The 16,014-nt window shown below is 69.7% G+C and carries 14 protein-coding genes; 4 read left to right on the forward strand and 10 right to left on the reverse strand.

The window, feature by feature from the left end; all coding sequences use genetic code 11:
* Nucleotides 1-42: 42 nt before the first annotated feature.
* Nucleotides 43-1,464, reverse strand: coding sequence for an FAD-dependent oxidoreductase (locus tag MWM45_RS14230; RefSeq protein ID WP_247827000.1), 1,422 nt, complete (start codon nt 1,462-1,464; stop codon nt 43-45).
* Between the two features lie 196 nt (nt 1,465-1,660).
* Between MWM45_RS14230 and rarD the strand changes: the two genes are divergently transcribed.
* The gene (gene rarD / locus MWM45_RS14235; RefSeq protein WP_247827001.1) at nt 1,661-2,623 is read left to right on the forward strand and encodes an EamA family transporter RarD; all 963 of its coding nucleotides are present in this window, start codon (nt 1,661-1,663) and stop codon (nt 2,621-2,623) included.
* A gap of 30 nt (nt 2,624-2,653) precedes the next feature.
* On the opposite strand, the gene MWM45_RS14240 is transcribed toward rarD, so the two are convergent.
* Together MWM45_RS14240 and MWM45_RS14245 are read right to left on the reverse strand one after the other, a co-directional pair.
* Nucleotides 2,654-3,874, reverse strand: a complete 1,221-nt coding sequence (locus MWM45_RS14240) for a saccharopine dehydrogenase family protein (RefSeq protein ID WP_247827002.1) — start codon at nt 3,872-3,874, stop codon at nt 2,654-2,656.
* A complete protein-coding gene (locus MWM45_RS14245; protein WP_247827003.1) occupies nt 3,874-5,436 on the reverse strand; it encodes an APC family permease in 1,563 nt (520 codons plus the stop codon). Before MWM45_RS14245 ends, MWM45_RS14240 begins: the two co-directional genes overlap by 1 nt.
* 102 nt (nt 5,437-5,538) lie before the next feature.
* On the opposite strand from MWM45_RS14245, the gene MWM45_RS14250 reads away from it, so the two are divergent.
* The gene (locus MWM45_RS14250) at nt 5,539-6,081 is read left to right on the forward strand and encodes a TetR/AcrR family transcriptional regulator (protein WP_247827004.1); all 543 of its coding nucleotides are present in this window, start codon (nt 5,539-5,541) and stop codon (nt 6,079-6,081) included.
* A gap of 27 nt (nt 6,082-6,108) precedes the next feature.
* On the opposite strand, the gene MWM45_RS14255 is transcribed toward MWM45_RS14250, so the two are convergent.
* The 5 genes from MWM45_RS14255 to MWM45_RS14275 form a co-directional block, all read right to left on the reverse strand.
* The gene (locus MWM45_RS14255; protein WP_247827005.1) at nt 6,109-6,624 is read right to left on the reverse strand and encodes a MarR family winged helix-turn-helix transcriptional regulator; all 516 of its coding nucleotides are present in this window, start codon (nt 6,622-6,624) and stop codon (nt 6,109-6,111) included.
* Nucleotides 6,625-6,714: 90 nt separating this feature from the next.
* Nucleotides 6,715-7,557: a universal stress protein gene (locus MWM45_RS14260; RefSeq protein ID WP_247827006.1), complete on the reverse strand. Its 843-nt coding sequence runs from the start codon at nt 7,555-7,557 to the stop codon at nt 6,715-6,717.
* Nucleotides 7,558-7,654: 97 nt separating this feature from the next.
* Nucleotides 7,655-9,175, reverse strand: coding sequence for an APC family permease (locus MWM45_RS14265; protein ID WP_247827007.1), 1,521 nt, complete (start codon nt 9,173-9,175; stop codon nt 7,655-7,657).
* Nucleotides 9,172-10,065: a universal stress protein gene (locus tag MWM45_RS14270; protein WP_247827008.1), complete on the reverse strand. Its 894-nt coding sequence runs from the start codon at nt 10,063-10,065 to the stop codon at nt 9,172-9,174. The genes MWM45_RS14265 and MWM45_RS14270 overlap by 4 nt, the downstream gene beginning before the upstream one ends.
* 2 nt (nt 10,066-10,067) lie before the next feature.
* A complete protein-coding gene (locus tag MWM45_RS14275) occupies nt 10,068-11,483 on the reverse strand; it encodes a flavin monoamine oxidase family protein (RefSeq protein ID WP_247827009.1) in 1,416 nt (471 codons plus the stop codon).
* A 138-nt stretch (nt 11,484-11,621) separates the two neighbouring features.
* Here MWM45_RS14275 and MWM45_RS14280 point away from each other — a divergent pair, with 138 nt between their 5' ends.
* Complete coding sequence (locus MWM45_RS14280; protein ID WP_043440396.1) at nt 11,622-12,293, forward strand: TetR/AcrR family transcriptional regulator; 672 nt, start codon at nt 11,622-11,624, stop codon at nt 12,291-12,293.
* A 166-nt stretch (nt 12,294-12,459) separates the two neighbouring features.
* On the forward strand, nt 12,460-13,047 hold the full coding sequence (locus tag MWM45_RS14285) for a GNAT family N-acetyltransferase (RefSeq protein WP_247827010.1): 588 nt from the start codon (nt 12,460-12,462) through the stop codon (nt 13,045-13,047).
* A gap of 63 nt (nt 13,048-13,110) precedes the next feature.
* Here MWM45_RS14285 and gabT read toward each other — a convergent pair whose 3' ends face one another.
* Nucleotides 13,111-14,496 (reverse strand): 4-aminobutyrate--2-oxoglutarate transaminase, encoded by a 1,386-nt coding sequence (gabT, locus tag MWM45_RS14290; protein WP_247827011.1) that lies wholly within the window; start codon nt 14,494-14,496, stop codon nt 13,111-13,113.
* 27 nt (nt 14,497-14,523) lie between these two features.
* Nucleotides 14,524-15,954: a gamma-aminobutyraldehyde dehydrogenase gene (locus tag MWM45_RS14295; RefSeq protein ID WP_247827012.1), complete on the reverse strand. Its 1,431-nt coding sequence runs from the start codon at nt 15,952-15,954 to the stop codon at nt 14,524-14,526.
* Between the last annotated feature and the right edge of the window lie 60 nt (nt 15,955-16,014).

A 16,014-nucleotide genomic window follows, 5' to 3' on the forward strand; every position in this document is an offset into this window, starting at 1 on the left:
CAGTCCCATGGATGGCGTGGGACAGGTCACAGTGTAGCCGGACTACTCACCGCGGGAAATGGCCACCATGTCCTCGCGGGGCACGAGTTTCACGCGCTCCCTGACGAGCTCGGCGTTGCCCGACGTGTTGACGAAGTTGGCTCCCAGCTTCATCTCGTGGGCATCCAGCTTCAGCCATCCCTCCCAGGTGGTGTACCGGACGCCGCGCTCCTCGAGGAGCTCGATGATGGCGTCCTCGGACCCCTCCTCGGCCGGCGGGAGATTCAGCCGGTCCTCGAGGAGGTACCCGATGGTCTCGAGCGCGTCACCCTTGGTGTGGCCGATCAGCCCTACCGGTCCGCGCTTGATCCACCCGGTGGCGTAGATGCCGGGCACGGGCCTGCCGTCCTCGTCGATGACGCGCCCGCCCTCGTTGGGGATGACGCCGCGCTTCGCATCGAAGCCCACCTCGGGCAGCTCCGACCCGAAGTAGCCGATGGCCCGGTAGACGGCCTGGACCGGGTAGTCGATGATCTCGCCGGTCCCGCGGACACTGCCGTCCCCGGTCAGTTCCGTGCGCTCGAACCGCATCCCCGCGACCCTGCCCGGGGTCTCGGGGGAATCGTGGACCTCGACCGGCGAATGGAGGAAGTGCAGGTGGAGGCGCCGCGATGCACCCGTCGGTTCGTCCTCGACCAGCCAGTTGGTGAGCGTCTTCACCATGGTCTTGGTCTGGTTGTTCGAGGCGATTTGCGCCTCCGAGCCGGCGTCGAAGTCGAAGTCCTCGGGGTAGAGGACGATGTCGACGTCGCGCGAGTGCGAGAGTTCCCGCAGTTCCAGGGGCGTGAACTTCACCTGGGCGGGTCCGCGACGGCCGAAGACGTGGACGTCGGTCACGGGCGAGGCCTTGAGCCCCTGGTAGACGTTGTCCGGGATCTCGGTGGAGAGGAGGTCGTCGGCGTGCTTGGACAGGATGCGGGCGACGTCGAGCGCCACGTTCCCGTTGCCGATCACGGCGATCTCGCGGGCGTCGAGCGGCCAGTCCCGGCTCACGTCGGGGTGCCCGTCGTACCAGGACACGAAGTCGGCGCCCCCGAAGGAGCCCTCGAGCCCGATGCCCGGGATGTCCAGGTCCGCATCCCTGATGGCGCCGGTGGCGAAGATGACGGCGTCGTAGAAGCGCCGGAAGTCCGAGAGGGTGAGGTCGCGTCCGTAGTTCACGTTCCCGAGGAAACGGATGTCGCCGCGGTCCAGCACCTTGTGGAGAGCGTTGACGATGCCCTTGATGCGCGGGTGGTCCGGGGCGACCCCGTAACGGATCAGGCCGTAGGGTGCAGGGTACTGGTCGAAGAGATCGATGCTGACGGAGAAGTCGCCCCCCTGGACCTCGTTCGACTTCGTCAGGATGTCGGCAGCGTAGACACCCGCCGGACCGGCGCCGATGATCGCGACCCGCAGCGGTCGTGCCGCAGCTGAGGTAGACACTGATTAGCCTTCTTCCCGGTGGAATGCTCCCGATGGTTACCACGGTGCAAATAAGCGCACAGTTCCTTATTCTAAATGGCGCAGGGCGACGCCGACGAAAACAGTGGCGCGCATCTCCCCCGGCATTCGTCGCCGGGAGCGTGCCGGATCGGACCGGCGGGGGAATAAAGGCCTTCCGGGCCCCGTTCACGCCGTCGTGATTGCAACAGGCGGGAAGACACCGAGGCCGGCACGGAGCGAGAACTCCACGGGCGTCCTCTTCGGCATCGGCGCGTACGGGCTGTGGGGGCTGCTCCCGCTGTACTTCCTCGTCCTGGCGCCTGCCGGCCCCGTCGAGATCGTGGCCAACCGCGTGCTCTGGTCACTGGTCTTCTGCGCCCTGCTCCTCACGGCGCTGCGCTCCTGGCGGCCCGTCCTGACGGCCCTGCGCACGCCGCGGATCGTGGGGACCCTGACCATCGCCGCACTGCTGATCGCGGTCAACTGGCTGGTCTACACCTACGGGGTCACCACCGGGCAGGCGATCGAGGCCTCCCTCGGGTACTTCATCAATCCCATCGTCTCGGTCCTGCTCGGCGTCGTGGTGCTTCGCGAGAAGCTGCGTCCGCTGCAGTGGACGGCGATCGGCATGGGCATCCTCGCCGTGATCGTGCTGGCGATCGGGTACGGCGCAGTACCGTGGATCGCCCTGACCCTCGCCTTCTCCTTCGGCCTCTACGGATTCGCGAAGAAGAAGGTGGGGTCCCGCGTGGACGCGATCTCGAGCCTCAGCATCGAGACCGTGGTCCTGGCGCCCATCGCCCTCGCCGTCATGCTGTGGCTCGGGTCCACGGGCACGGCCACCCTGACCACCGAGGGCGCGGGGCACTTCTGGATCATGGCGGCCTCGGGCGTCATCACCGCGGTCCCCCTCATCTTCTTCGGCGCGGCGGCGCGCCGTCTGCCCCTCACCACCATCGGGCTGCTCCAGTACCTCGCGCCCGTGCTCCAGTTCCTGCTCGCGCTCCTCGTCCTCCACGAGGAGATGCCGTTCGAGCGATGGATCGGCTTCAGCCTCGTATGGGTGGGGCTCATCCTCCTCACCGTGGACATGCTCCGCACAGTGCGCCGCCAGCCGAAGCCCGCGCCGCTGCAGGAACCCGCCGCGACCGCCGTCTGAGGCCCGACGCTTCCCCTCCCCTTCCGAGGGTCAGCGCTCCTCCATCCCCCAGGGGGATCCGTAGCCCACCGGGGCGTCCGCGGCGAGCAGATCCAGGAAGGGCCGCGCGTCGAAGGCTTCGGGTCCGAGGACCCCTGAGCCCCGCCAGGTGCCCGCGGCCAGCAGTTCGAGGGCGATCACCGGGTTGACGGCCGTCTGCCACACCACGGCCTGGGAGTTGTACTGCGCCATTGACCACTCGTTGGCCACCACGTGGTACAGGTAGACCGAGCGGGGCTCCCCGTCCTTGCCCAGGCCCGTGACGAGGAGCCCGGCGCAGGTCTTGCCCTTCATCCGGTCGCCCAGGGTGGCAGGGTCCGGGAGCGCGGCGGCCACGACGTCCCGGGGGGCCACGGCAACGCCCTTCACGGACACCGGTTCGGTGGAGTCGAGGCCCAGTTTGTGCAGGGTCCGCAGGACCCCGATGAACTCCTCGCCGAGCCCGTACTTGAAGGTCACCTTCCGGGCCCCGGTCCATCGCGGCATCAGGATCACCTCCTCGTGTTCCACGTTCACGCACTCCACGGGGCCGATCCCCTCCGGGAAGTGGAACACCTCCGGCTCGCTGAACGGTGCGGTCGTGTACCAGCCGCGGTCCCGCTCGAAGATCACCGGCGGGTTCAGGCACTCCTCGATGGTGGTCCAGATGGAGAACGACGGCGCGAAGTCGTATCCCTCCACGGTCAGGTTGGCACCGTCGCGGACCCCGAGTTCGTCGATGGAGGAGAACAGCTCGTCCTCCGCGTACCGGGCGAAGACGTCCGACAGCCCGGGCTCCACCCCGATGCCTACCAGCGCGAGCCGCCCTGCATCCGACCAGCGACCGGCGGCCTCGAACTGCTCGTCGCCGAGCATCACCCCCGTCTTCTCGTACGGGTGATCGGGGTGCCGCGAGGAAAGGCTCATCGCCATGTCGAGGTAGGTGGCGCCGGCGTCGAAACAGCCGTTGAACACCGGCATCACGAACCGCGGGTCCACGGCGTTCAGCACGTGGGTGATCCGGTGCGCGCGGACGACGGCGGCCACGGCCTCCGCGGACGAGGCGTCGATCCTCGCCGCGAGCAGCCGGGGGTCGCCCAGCTCCTCGACGAGGCGCTGCGGACGGGCGGGGTCGTAGTCGGCGACCACCAGCAGTTCGAAGAACGACCGGCGGACCGCGATCCGGGCGGCGGCGGAGCCGACACCGCCGGCTCCGACGATGAGTATGCGCATCAGGAAGGACCTCCATCGGTGGAACGCGTGGGGATGTCCGGGGAATCCGGCACCAGGACCGGGGTGTCCTCGTTGAGGCTCTCCCCGCGGAAGAAGGGAAGCGAGCCGGAGCGGGTCCGCCAGAGCACCATGAGGACGAGCCCCAGCGCGAGCGAGCCGATGCCGGTCACGAAGGTCCCACCGATGCCCAGCAGCACGCTGTAGCCGTAGTCGACGTCGGCCATGTCCACGGCGGACCTGATGAACGCCGCCGTGAGCATGAGCGCACCGAGCAGCGGCAGGAGGAACCGGAAGATCACGTTGTGGCGTGAGGCGAACAGCTCGCGTCGGAAGTACCAGACGCAGGCGTAGCCGGTGATCGCGTAGTAGAAGGCGATGGCCAGGCCGAGCGAGAGGATGGAGTCGGCCAGGATGTTCTCGCTGATGACGGTCATGACCACGTAGTAGGCGATCGCGGAGATCCCCATCACCAGGGTGGAGAACGAGGGGGTCCTGAAGCGGGGGTGCACCACGCTGAAACGGGCCGGCAGCGCACGGTAGACGGCCATGGAGAGCGTGCCGCGGGCCGTGGGGAGGATGGTCGTCTGGGTGGAGGAGACCGCGGACACCAGGACGGCGACGACCAGCAGCCATGCCCACGGTCCCAGCACCACGTCCTTCAGCGCCAGGAACACGTCCTCGGAGTTGGCCTCGTTCCCGAGGCCGATCCCCTCGTCCCCCACGCCGGCGTACATCATCGCCGCGACGCTGACACCCACGTAGGTGATGAGCAGCAGGACCGTCGAGATGAGGGCCGCGAGGCCCGGGATGCGGCGCGGGTCCTTGGTCTCCTCGTTGAGGGCCAGGCAGGCGTCCCAGCCCCAGTAGATGAACAGGGCCAGGAGGATGGACTCGGTGAAGCCTTCCACGCTCTCGAAGGCGAAGGGGTTGAACCACTCGAGGGACACGGGCGTGGCATTCTCCGCGGTCCCGCGTGCCACGGAGACGAGAGCGGCGATCACGAAGAGGGCCAGCGCCAGGTACTGGATGCCGAGCAGGACGTTCTGCAGCTTGGCGCCGATCTCGACCCCGCGGTAGCTCACGAACGTCATGAGGGCGATGAACACGACGCCCGTCACCGTGACCAGCGGCGGATTCCCGGCGAGGGACCCGTCCCCCACGAGCAGCCAGAGATAGAGGCCGCTGATCTGCGCGAGATTGGCCAGGACGACGATGCCGGCGACGGCGACCCCCCAACCGGCCATCCAGCCCACCCAGGGACCGAACGCCTTGGTGGCCCAGGTGAAGGAGGTTCCGCAGTCGGGGATGGCCTGGTTCAGCTCCCGGTAGGCGAAGGCGACGAACAGCATCGGGATGAACGCGAGGATGAACGCGATCGGCGTCTGGGCCCCGACGGCGAGGACCACGAAGCCGAGGGTGGCCACGAGGGAGTAGACGGGCGCCGTCGAGGCCAGCCCGATCACCACGGAGGCCCAGAGCCCCAGCGTGCCGGTCGCCAGGCCCTTGCCGGGCTCCGCCGCTCCGCCGCCGGAAGCCCTCGTCTCGGACGGGATGGAATTCATGGGGTGCCTCGACTCTGGAAGGGGCCACTGCCGCCACAGCGTGTGGCACGCGTCACTATACCGACCAGTCGGTTTTTTGAGAAGAGTTCTAGACTGCCCATCATGGCCACGCCTCCGACCACCGCCCAGCGCCTGATCGACGCCTACGAGGACATCCTCCTCACGGACGGGGAACGGGCCGCGACCCTCGATGCGATCGCCCTGAGGGCAGGGGTGTCCAAGGGGGGCCTCACCTACCACTTCAGGTCCAAGGACGAACTGGTGGCCGCGCTGTTCGACCGCCTCCGCCTCCTCGTGGACGAGGACGTGGCGATCATGCGCGCGGACCCGGCGACGGCGGCCACCTACTACGTCACGAGCTCGCTCGACGTCCGCAGTCCGCTGGAGCGGTGCAACGTGGCGGTGACACGGCTGGCGCAGGGCTCCCACCCCGAGGCGAACGAACTGCTGGCGCAGTGCCGGACGCGGTGGTTCGAGGTGCTGATGGACGCCATGGGGCACGAGGACATGGTGCACCTGGTGATGCTGCTGGGTGACGGCATCTACTTCAACGCGTCGCTCACCGGTACGGGGGCGATGCCCGCGGAGACAGACCCGGCGACGATCGACCGCATCATCGCACTCGTGAGGACCATCCGGTACTGAGCCTGCCGGCCCGGGGCGTCCTGCGCCTCAGGTGGAGGGCCCGTCCGCTCCCCCGAGATAGGCCGCGTTGAAGCGCGCCAGGAGACCCACCAGGTCGACGACGTCGGTGCGGCGCCAGCCCTCGAGCTGCCGGCGGAAGTGCCGGCGGCGGTCGGCACGCGCCTCGTCGATGCGCCGGAGTCCCTCGGGCGTCAGGCGGACCGGGTGGGACCGCTCGTCGTCGAGGGGCGCACCGCGCTCCACGAGTCCGAGACGCCGCAGGGCTGCGACGTGCCCGCTCACGGCCGAGGCACTCATGCCGAGGGTCGCCGCGAGGTCGGTCACCCGACAGGAGCCAGCCAGGCGCACCGCGCACAGCAGGCTGTAGGCCGCGGGTTCCATCGCCGGGTCGATGCCGCGGGCGAGCGCCCAGCACACCCGCTGTTCGCTGCGGCACATCGAGGCGGCGGTGTCCTCGACGACGTCGAGCGCGGCATGGCGTGCGCCCTCGCCGGGATCGGCAGGGAGCGGGCCCCCGCCCGCGCTGTCCTGGAGTGCTTCCATCGCCGCATCGTAGGCCGGAGGGAGCCCGTTCCGACCCGGAATCCCCAGCATTACGCGGCATGACGGCGCGAGCCGGGGCGGCGGTGAGGATCAGCGCGGCGCGCGCGCCCAGTCCCGGGGGACCACGACCATGGGCACCGGGAGGGCACGGAGCATCTGGTTGGCGGTGGTGCCGAGGAAGATCTGGCGGCGCTGGGCGAGACGGCTCGACCCGACGATCACGAGCTCCCCGGGATCCCACTCGATCTCGTCGATGGCCTGCTCGATGGTCCGGCCGTGGGCGACGGCGATGGAGGCCTCGTGGCCGTCGGGCAGCTGCTCGACGGCGCGGGCCAGCACCGAGTGGGCGTGCTGGTGGGCCTGGTTGATGGCCTCGCCGGAGTCGGACGCCTCGTAGACGTCCAGGGCGACGAGGGAGATCAGCCGCAGCGGGAGGCCACGGCGTGCCGCGGACTCGACGGCGACGTCGAGCACGCCGTCGGCCCCGGCACGGGTGCCGACCGCGCTCGTCATCCGGGTGAAGGCGGACCGGTGCCGGTAGCCGCGCGGGGCGAGTGCCACGGGGACGCTGGAGCTGTGGAGCACGGCGTTCGCGACGCTGCCGACGGTGAAGCGCCGCAGGAGGCCGTTGCTGGACGCACCGACCACGATCAGGCCGGCGTCGACGTCGGCCGCCACCTCGAGGAGCCCCTGCGCGAACGAGTCGGCGAGCCGCACGTGCGTGGCGACCTCGACGCCCTCGGGGACGCCGGCGGCCGCGCGGTCGAGCGCGTCCTGTGCGCGCTGGCGGCCGGGCGCCACACTACCGTCCTGGGGCCAGTCGAGGACGGTGACGAGGTCGATGGCCGCCGACTGCGTGACGGCGAGCGACGTGGCCAGCTCGACGGCGTCCTGCCCGCGGTCATTCCCGGTGTAGCCAACGACGTAGCGCACGGCGGTCCTCTTCCTCGTTCGGTGCGAAGGCAGTGCGGCCTTCGGGAGCACCGCGGAGTCGGTTCACTCTAACGCAGCAGCGCCCCCGTCCGTCCCGCTATCGACCCGGAGCCGACCCCTTGGTGATCACCTCCTGGCGGAAGAACGCGGGGTTGATGCGCCACCAGACGAGCATGAGGACGACGCCGAGCAGGATCACGCCGACCCCGAGGATGAACACCATGCCGATGCCGAACAGTTCGGAGCCGGATCCGTAGGCCGGGTCCATCGAGTCCGTGGCGGTCTTGAAGAACATGACGAGCAGGATGACACCGCCGAGCAGCGGCGCGAGGAAGCGGAACAGCACGTTCCTGGCGCTGCTGAAGGCCTGGGCACGGAAGTACCAGACACACGCGAGCGCGGTGATGCCGTAGTAGAAGCAGATCATCATGCCGAGGGCCGTGATGGTGTCCCAGAGCGCGTTCTCGGACACCAGCCGCGTGAACACGTAGAAGGCGGCGGCCGCGATGGCGGCGGCGATCGTGGCGTAGCTGGGCGATTTGTACTGCGGGCTGATGCGGCCGTACCCCTTCGGCAGGGCCTTGTAGTGGCCCATGGCGAGCAGGGTGCGCGCCGGGGAGACGAACGTGGACTGGAGCGACGCGGCCGAGGAGCTGAGGACGGCGATCGACATCAGGATGGCGAAGGGTCCCATCACGGGACCGGCGAGCGCCGCGAAGATGCTCTCCTGGTTGTCGGGGTTGCCCGCTCCGAGCTCGCCCTCGCCCACGCCCGCGAAGGAAAGGGTCGCGAGGGCGACCGTCAGGTAGATCACCACGATGACGACGACCGTCAGGGCGCCCGCGCGGCCCGGGGTCTTCTCCGGGTTCCTGGTCTCCTCGTTCATCGTGAGCGTCACGTCCCAGCCCCAGTAGATGAAGATGGACAGCGAGACGCCTGCGGCGAAGGCGGAGAAGGAGCCGACGGCGAACGGGTTGAACCACTCGGCGCTGATCGGCGTGGCGTCGAAGGCCGTGCCGTTGGCCACGTGGATGAACGCGGCGATCGCGAACCAGGCGAGGACGACGACCTGGAAGGTGACCAGCACGTACTGGACCGCCTTGGTGGTCTCCATCCCGCGGTAGGACACGTAGCAGGCGAGCGCGACGAAGACGAGCGTCGTGGCGATGTTCACCGGCAGGTTGAGCGTGAGGTCGGCGATGCCCGGGTTGTCGAACACCTGCGCGAGCATCAGGTAGAAGAAGTCGACGGCCACCGCGGCGAGGTTGGAGAGCACGATCACGGTGGCGGCGATGAGCCCCCACCCGCCCATCCAGCCGACCCAGGGCCCGAATGCACGGGTGGCCCACGTGAAGGTGGTGCCGGAGTCGGGCATGGCGCTGTTGAGCTCCCGGTAGCCGAGGGCCACGAGCAGCATGGGGATGAAGCCCACCAGGAAGATGGCCGGCAGGTTCACCCCGACCTCGGCGACCGTGGGCCCGAGGGCCGCGGTGAGCGTGTACGCGGGGGCCACGCAGGACACCCCGATGACCACGGCACCCAGCAGTCCGACGGTTCCGGCGTCAAGGCCCTTCTTGCTGAGCCCCGACTCCTTCTGTGTTGTCTCCTCGATACTCATGCGTCCGCCTCGTGGGTCAGGGCGCCCGGACCGGTGGTGGCGCCGGGCGTGGCGTACGTACGCGGGACGACGATCATGGGGATGGTCAGCGTACGCAGGATCTTGTTCGCCGTGGAGCCGAGGAAGATGCGCATGTGCTGCGCGAGGCGGCTGGAGCCGACCAGCAGCACCTCGCCCTCGTCCCAGGCCAGGGCCTCGATGGCCTTCTCGATGGAGGAGCCATGCGCCGTCTCGACGCTCACCCGCCCGCCGGCGGCGAGAGCGGAAGCGGCCTCCGCGAGCCGGCGGTTCGCCTCGTCCTCCACACCCTCCGGATCCGAGTGCCCGGTGTCGAGCAGGACGAGGGACACGAGGCGCAGCGGGAGGCCCCGGCGCTGCGCCGAGGACACGGCCACGGAGACGACGTCGTCCGCTCCCGCCCGGTTGCCGACCGCGCAGGTCAGGCGGGTGACGGGATCGGTGCGGCGGTAGGACCTGGGCGCCAGCGCCACCGGGACGGGTGAGGCGTGGAGGAGGCTCCGGGCCACGTTGCCGATGCTGAACAGGTTGGTGAGGCCGCGGGAGCTGGCCCCGATCACGATCAGGGACGCCTCGCTGTCCTCGGCGGCCCGGATGAGGCCCTCGGCGTTGGATTCCGCACGCACGATCACACCGCGCGCGGGGACGTCGTCCGGCACGAGCGCGAGGCCCTGCTCCATCCACTCCTGCAGTTGCTCCGTCAGGAGGCTCTCGAAGGGCTTGCCCGGCAGGTAGATCCCCGAATGGGGGGAATGCTCGGGGGTGACGAGGACGAGGTCGAGGCGGGCATCCTGGCGGCGGGCGAGAGCGACGGCGAGGCAGACGGCGTCGTGCCCGCGCTCATCGGCGGTGTATCCGACGACGTAGCGCATGATCACACCCCCCGACCGGTCGCGGCGGCCTGCATACCGGCGGACAGCGCGCGATGGATCTCTACCGCGGTGCGCTGCCCCATCCGGATGGCGCCGTCGACGTGCTGGTAGCCCTCGGCCGCGATGTCGGAGCAGGACCAGTGGATGGGGCCCACCGGCGTGCGCTGGTCGCGGCCGTAGCGGTGCAGTCCGCCGAGGTCGTAGCTCGAGGCGTATGCGCCCCGCGTCCACTCCTCCGACGCCCAGTCCGACTCGTAGTACACCTCCGGCTCCAGCGCCTGCGGGCCGAGGAAGTTCGCGATGGCGGAGAGGATGCGCTCGCGGCGCTCGTGCGGAAGCAGCTCGAACATGGCGTCGGCCTTCTCGTCGGAGACGAAGCCCACGAGGGTGCCGCGGGGGTCCTCGAAGTTCGTGTTGTCGTAGACCTCCTGGACGATCGACCCCGCACTGAAGCCCGTCCCCGAGAGCCCGTCCTCGCGCCAGAACGGCGTGGCGTACACGGCGTGGACCTTGATCACCAGGCCGAGCGACTGGTGCTGGTGCATCTGGTGCTGGCGGCGCGGCAGCGGCGGGTCGTAGCTGATGCGCGAATAGAGGTTCGGTGGAACGGCGACGACGGCGTAGCGTGCCCGCACCGTCGTGGTGTCCGAGATGACCGTGACCCCCTCGGTGGTGTCGGGGCCTTCCATGCCGCTCCAGCGGAGCGTGCGCACGGGGCTCGAGAGGATGACGTCCTCCTCCCCCAGTTCGGCCGCCATACGCTCGGAGACGGACTGCATCCCGCCGATCACGCGCTTGTCGAGGATGAAGTCCTCGTCCACGAGGTTCGAGAAGGACCCGGCCGTCGCCGCCATGAGGACCGCCTGCAGGGTCGAGAACGAGTGCGCCGGCTTGGTCAGCATGCCGCCCGCGATGAACAGGCCGATGTTGTCGCAGGCCTCCTCGTCGTCGGACTGCTGCCGGAGCCAGTGGTGGAAGGAGATGGTGTCGAGGGCCCGGGCGTCCGGGTGGTTCCACGGCGCCTCGGGCCCGGCCTCGTCGACGAGCCGGTCGAGGATCACGATGAGGCGTTCCATCTCCTCGCGCGTGTAGTCGCTGACGGGGAACATCTCCCCGCTGTAGCGGATCGGTTCGCCGTCCGGCCCGATGTAGACGGAGTCGCCCTCCCGGTACCGGGGGAACGTCTTCAGGCCCAGCTCGTCGAGGAGACCGATGAGCGCGGTCTGGTCCGGCGACACCCATTGCCCCCCGACCTCGAAGACGGCGCCGTCGATGATGTCCGTGTGGGTGCGACCACCCACGCGGTCCCGCGCCTCGAGCACGGCGACCGAGTGGCCGGCCTTCTTCAGCTCGCGTGCGGCCGTGAGGCCCGAGGGTCCTGCTCCGATGATGACGACGTCGCGTTCGATGGTGTCCACGTGATCCTCCTAGTGCGGCATGAGGCAGGCCACAAAATGAATGGTATTCATTATTGGGCCCACTATAGCCACCGGGCCACGGCGAGGGAAGGGCCCGCACGTAGAGTTAACGCCATCGCAACAGGGAGAACAGGCTCGATGACCTCAGCACTACCGACCCCCCGGCGCGCCGGGCGCCCGCCCCGCAGCGTCCTGTCCAGGGACCGCATCACGGCGGCGGCGCTCGACCTCATCGCTGCCGAGGGCTACGAGGGGCTGACGATGTCCGCCCTCGCCCGCCGGCTCCGGGTGGCACCCTCCGCGCTCTACAACCACGCCGCGTCGAAGCAGGAGGTGCTCCGCTGGGTCCAAGACCACGTCATGACCATGGTGGACTTCAGCGCGTTCGCCGTGGAGCCGTGGGACGAGGCCGTGCGGCAGTGGGCGTGGTCCTACCGCGAGGTCTTCGCACGGCACGCCCCCCTGGTCCCGGTGATCGCCGTCATGCCGGTGACCGACGCCGCGGAGACGCTGCGCATGTACGAGGAGGTGGCCCGGGGCTTCGCCGCGGCGGGCTGGCCCGAGGACCGGATCGTGCCCGCGATCGTGGCCCTCGAGTCCTTCATCTACGGTTCCGCGCTCGACGTCGCCGCACCCGGCGACATCTTCGACTCCGGCACGCTCGCGGACGAGTTCCCGGTCTTCACGTCCGCCGTGCGCAGCGCCTCGGAGTCGGCAGGGGCCGAGCGGGCTGCGGATGCCGCCTTCCGGGCCGGGCTCGACGGCATGATCGCGGGCCTCCGCCAGCAGCTGGCCGCCCGCTCCTCCTGATCCCCGGAGCCCCGGATGCGGCCGGAGGGAGTGGCGGAGATGCCTGCCGGTTCCTCGGAGCACTGATCGCCGGCGCGCCTGGCTTTACGGATCCCGACGTGGCTGTTACGGTCTGTGTCAGGTCAAGCATCGGCCCTGCCACTCCCCGATCCCTTCGAGGTATGCCATGTCCGTTGCCCCCCTCCCCCCGACCTCCGGTCCCGCGGACCGCCCTGCACCCGACACCTGGGCCGACGTCCTCGACTTCCCCGATCCGGCGGCCCGGGAAGCATCCGATGCCGGGACGCCCGAGGCCCCCCGCGACCTCTCGTCGGTCTCCACCCGCCAGCTGCGCATCCTGTGCAACGAGCTCTACCGGGCACTGGACGCCGACTTCCCGGCCTACGGCGTGCTGGACGACTACGCGGCGGTCGTCGCGGCCCTCACCGATCGCGAGTCCCGCGCCGCCGAACGCGCGGAGGCGGAGCAGCTCCGTGAGAAGTTCCGCGACAATCCTGCGGCCTCGCGCTTCGAGCTGTTCCACGACGGCGTCCTGGTGGGCTATGTGAAGTACGACCTGCGGGCGGGCCGGCTGCGCCTGCTGCAGACCGTCGTCGGGTCCGCCCACCACCGGCAGGGCCTGGAGCCGGTCCTGGTGCGCAAGGCGCTCCTGAACGCCCACCGACGCCGCCTCGCGCCCGTCCCGTACTGCGCCCACGCGCAGGCCTTCCTGACCGAGAACCCCCACTTCCAGGCTCTCATCCCGGTCGACTGACCTCCCCCGAACGCGGAGAGGGCCCTGCAGCACTGCTGCAGGGCCCTCTTGTCGGTGCGGAGATCAGCCGGCGCTGACCGCGCGGATCGCGGCCTCGAGGACGTCGAGGCCGTCGTCGAGCAGCTCGTCGGTGATCACGAGCGGCGGCAGCAGGCGGATCACGTTGCCGTAGGTACCGCACGTGAGGATGATGACGCCCTCGCGAAGGCACCGGGCGGCGATCGCCTTCGTGGCCTCGGCATTGGGGGTCCTGCCTCCGGGTTCCACGAACTCGATGGCCAGCATGGCGCCGCGGCCGCGGAGCTCGCCCACGATGCTCCGCTCGCCCAGCTCCGTCTGCAGGGCGGCGATGCGCTCGGAGACCCGGGCCTCGATGCTGCGGGCGCGGCCGGCGAGGTCCTGGTCCTTCATGGTGCCGATCGCGGCCAGTGCGGCCGCGCAGGCCACGGGGTTGCCGCCGTAGGTGCCGCCGAGCCCGCCGGCGTGCACGGCGTCGAGCAGGTCCGCGCGCCCCGTGATGGCCGAGAGCGGCATGCCGCCGGCGATGCCCTTGGCCATGGTGATGATGTCGGGCACGACGCCCTCGTGGTTCACGGCGAACCACTCGCCGGTGCGGCAGAACCCGGACTGCACCTCGTCGGCGATGAACACGACGCCGTTGGCCTCGGCCCATTCCGCGAGCGCCGGGAGGAAGCCCTCGGCGGGCACGATGAAGCCACCCTCACCCTGGACGGGTTCGATGATGATCGCGGCGACGGACTGGGCGCCGATCTGCTTCTCGATCATGGTGATGGCGCGCTGCGCCGCCTCGGGGCCCGTGATGGACGGGTTCTCCTCACGGAACGGGTAGCTCATCGGGACGCGGTAGATCTCGGGTGCGAAGGGGCCGAAGTTCGCCTTGTACGGCATCGACTTGGCGGTCAGTGCCATGGTCAGATTGGTGCGGCCGTGGTAGGCGTGGTCGAACGCGACGACGGCATCCCGCCCCGTGGCCAGCCGCGCCACCTTGACCGCGTTCTCGACCGCCTCGGCGCCCGAGTTGAACAGGACCGTCCGCTTCTCGAAATCGCCCGGCGTCAGTTCGGCGAGCTGCTCCGCGACGGCGATGTAGCCCTCGTAGGGCGTGACCATGAAGCACGTGTGTGTGAAGTGCTGCACCTGCTCCTGGACCGCAGCGACCACGGCGGGGTCCGAGGCACCGACGCTCGTCACGGCTATGCCGGAACCGAGGTCGATGAAGGAGTTGCCGTCGACGTCCTGGATGATCCCGCCGTCGGCGTCCGCGGCGTACACGGGCACGCCCGAGGCGACGCCCTTGGCGACGACGGCGGAGCGGCGCGCGGCCAGCTCGGTGGACTTCGGGCCGGGGAAGTCGCCGGTGATGCGGCGCTTCTGCTCGAGCCGGAAGGTCGGCGCGACGGCACCGGGGGTGGTTGCGAAGGTGGTCATCAGGGGTTCCTATCCAGAAGGGGACTGTCAGACGTCCAGCACGCTCATGACGTGCTTGATGCGGGTGTAATCCTCCACGCCGTACATGGAGAGGTCCTTGCCGTAGCCGGAGTGCTTGAAGCCGCCGTGGGGCATCTCGGCGGTCAGCATGATGTGCGTGTTGATCCAGACCGCACCGAAGTCGAGGTCGCGGGACACACGCATCGCGGTGCCGTGGTTCGAGGTCCAGACACTGGAGGCCAGCGCGTAGTCCACGCCGTTGGCGAGGTCGACGGCCTCCTCCTCGGTGGCGAAGGACTGCACCGTCACGACGGGCCCGAACGTCTCCTGCTGCACCACGGCATCGTCCTGCCGGGCGCCGGTGACGATCGTCGGCTCGAAGAAGTAGCCCTTGTCCCCGGCACGCCTGCCGCCCGTCGCGATGCTGCAGTGGGCGGGCAGCGCGTCGATGACGGCGTTGACGGCGTTGAAGTGGTTGATGTTGTTCAGGGGCCCGAAGTAGTTCTCGGAGTCCTCCGAGCTGCCGGTCTTCAGGGTGGCCGTGTGCGCGACCATCGCGGCGACGAACTCGTCGTGCGCCTGCTCCTGCACGAGGACGCGGGTGATGGCGGTGCAGTCCTGGCCGGCGTTGAAGAACGCGAACTCGGCGATCGCCTCGGCGCTCTTCGTGAGGTCCGCGTCCGCGAAGACGACGGCGGGAGCCTTGCCGCCGAGTTCGAGATGGGCGCGCTTGAGGCCCTTCGCGGCGCTGGTCGCGACGGCGATGCCCGCCCGCACGGACCCGGTGATGGAGACCAGCCCGGGCACGGGGTGCTCGGTCATGGCGGCGCCGGTCTCACCGGTGCCGAGCACGACGTTCAGGACGCCGTCGGGCAGGATGCCCTGCGTGAGGCGCGCGAGGACGAGGGTCGATTCCGGCGTCGTGTCGCTCGGCTTCAGGACCACCGTGTTGCCCGCGGCGAGCGCGGGACCGATCTTCCAGACGGCCATGAGGAAGGGGTAGTTCCACGGCGCCACCTGGGCGACGACGCCGATGGGTTCGCGGCGCACGTAGGAGGTGTGGCCCTCCATGTACTCGCCCGCGGACTTGCCCTCCATGAGCCGCGCGGCTCCGGCGAAGAACCGCAGCTGGTCGGCACCGACGGCGACCTCCTCGGCGGCGATCATCGCGCGCACCTGTCCCGTGTTGCGGTGCTGCGCCTCGACGAGCTCGTCGCTCGCGGCCTCGACGGCGTCAGCGAGCTTCAGCAGCATGAGCTGTCGCTGGCTCGGCGTGGTCCGCTTCCAGGTGGTGAAGGCACGCGCTGCGGCGCGCATGGCGTCATCCACGTCCGCCGCGGTGGAGACGGGCGACTGCGCGACCACCTCGCCGTTGGTCGGATTGACGATGTCCAGGAGCTCGGTCCCGGCGGGCGTCACGAACGCTCCGTCGATGTAGTTCTGAAGGGTCTCAGCCACGCTGCAGTGCCTTTCACGAGGATGGAGTCCGCGGCGCGGGCGAGTGCCGCCGGCCACGGG

The sequence above is a fragment of the Arthrobacter antioxidans genome, assembly GCF_023100725.1.
In the GTDB taxonomy this organism is placed as follows: domain Bacteria; phylum Actinomycetota; class Actinomycetes; order Actinomycetales; family Micrococcaceae; genus Arthrobacter_D; species Arthrobacter_D antioxidans.

Bases quoted from the DNA above. Each gene is read 5' to 3' on its own strand.
- MWM45_RS14240 (WP_247827002.1), bottom strand. From the start codon at position 3,874: ATGCGCATACTCATCGTCGGAGCCGGCGGTGTCGGCTCCGCCGCCGCC.
- MWM45_RS14245 (WP_247827003.1), bottom strand. From the start codon at position 5,436: ATGAATTCCATCCCGTCCGAGACGAGGGCTTCCGGCGGCGGAGCGGCG.
- MWM45_RS14250 (WP_247827004.1), top strand. From the start codon at position 5,539: ATGGCCACGCCTCCGACCACCGCCCAGCGCCTGATCGACGCCTACGAG.
- MWM45_RS14255 (WP_247827005.1), bottom strand. From the start codon at position 6,624: ATGGAAGCACTCCAGGACAGCGCGGGCGGGGGCCCGCTCCCTGCCGAT.
- MWM45_RS14265 (WP_247827007.1), bottom strand. From the start codon at position 9,175: ATGAGTATCGAGGAGACAACACAGAAGGAGTCGGGGCTCAGCAAGAAG.
- MWM45_RS14270 (WP_247827008.1), bottom strand. From the start codon at position 10,065: ATGCGCTACGTCGTCGGATACACCGCCGATGAGCGCGGGCACGACGCC.
- MWM45_RS14280 (WP_043440396.1), top strand. From the start codon at position 11,622: ATGACCTCAGCACTACCGACCCCCCGGCGCGCCGGGCGCCCGCCCCGC.
- MWM45_RS14285 (WP_247827010.1), top strand. From the start codon at position 12,460: ATGTCCGTTGCCCCCCTCCCCCCGACCTCCGGTCCCGCGGACCGCCCT.
- gabT (WP_247827011.1), bottom strand. From the start codon at position 14,496: ATGACCACCTTCGCAACCACCCCCGGTGCCGTCGCGCCGACCTTCCGG.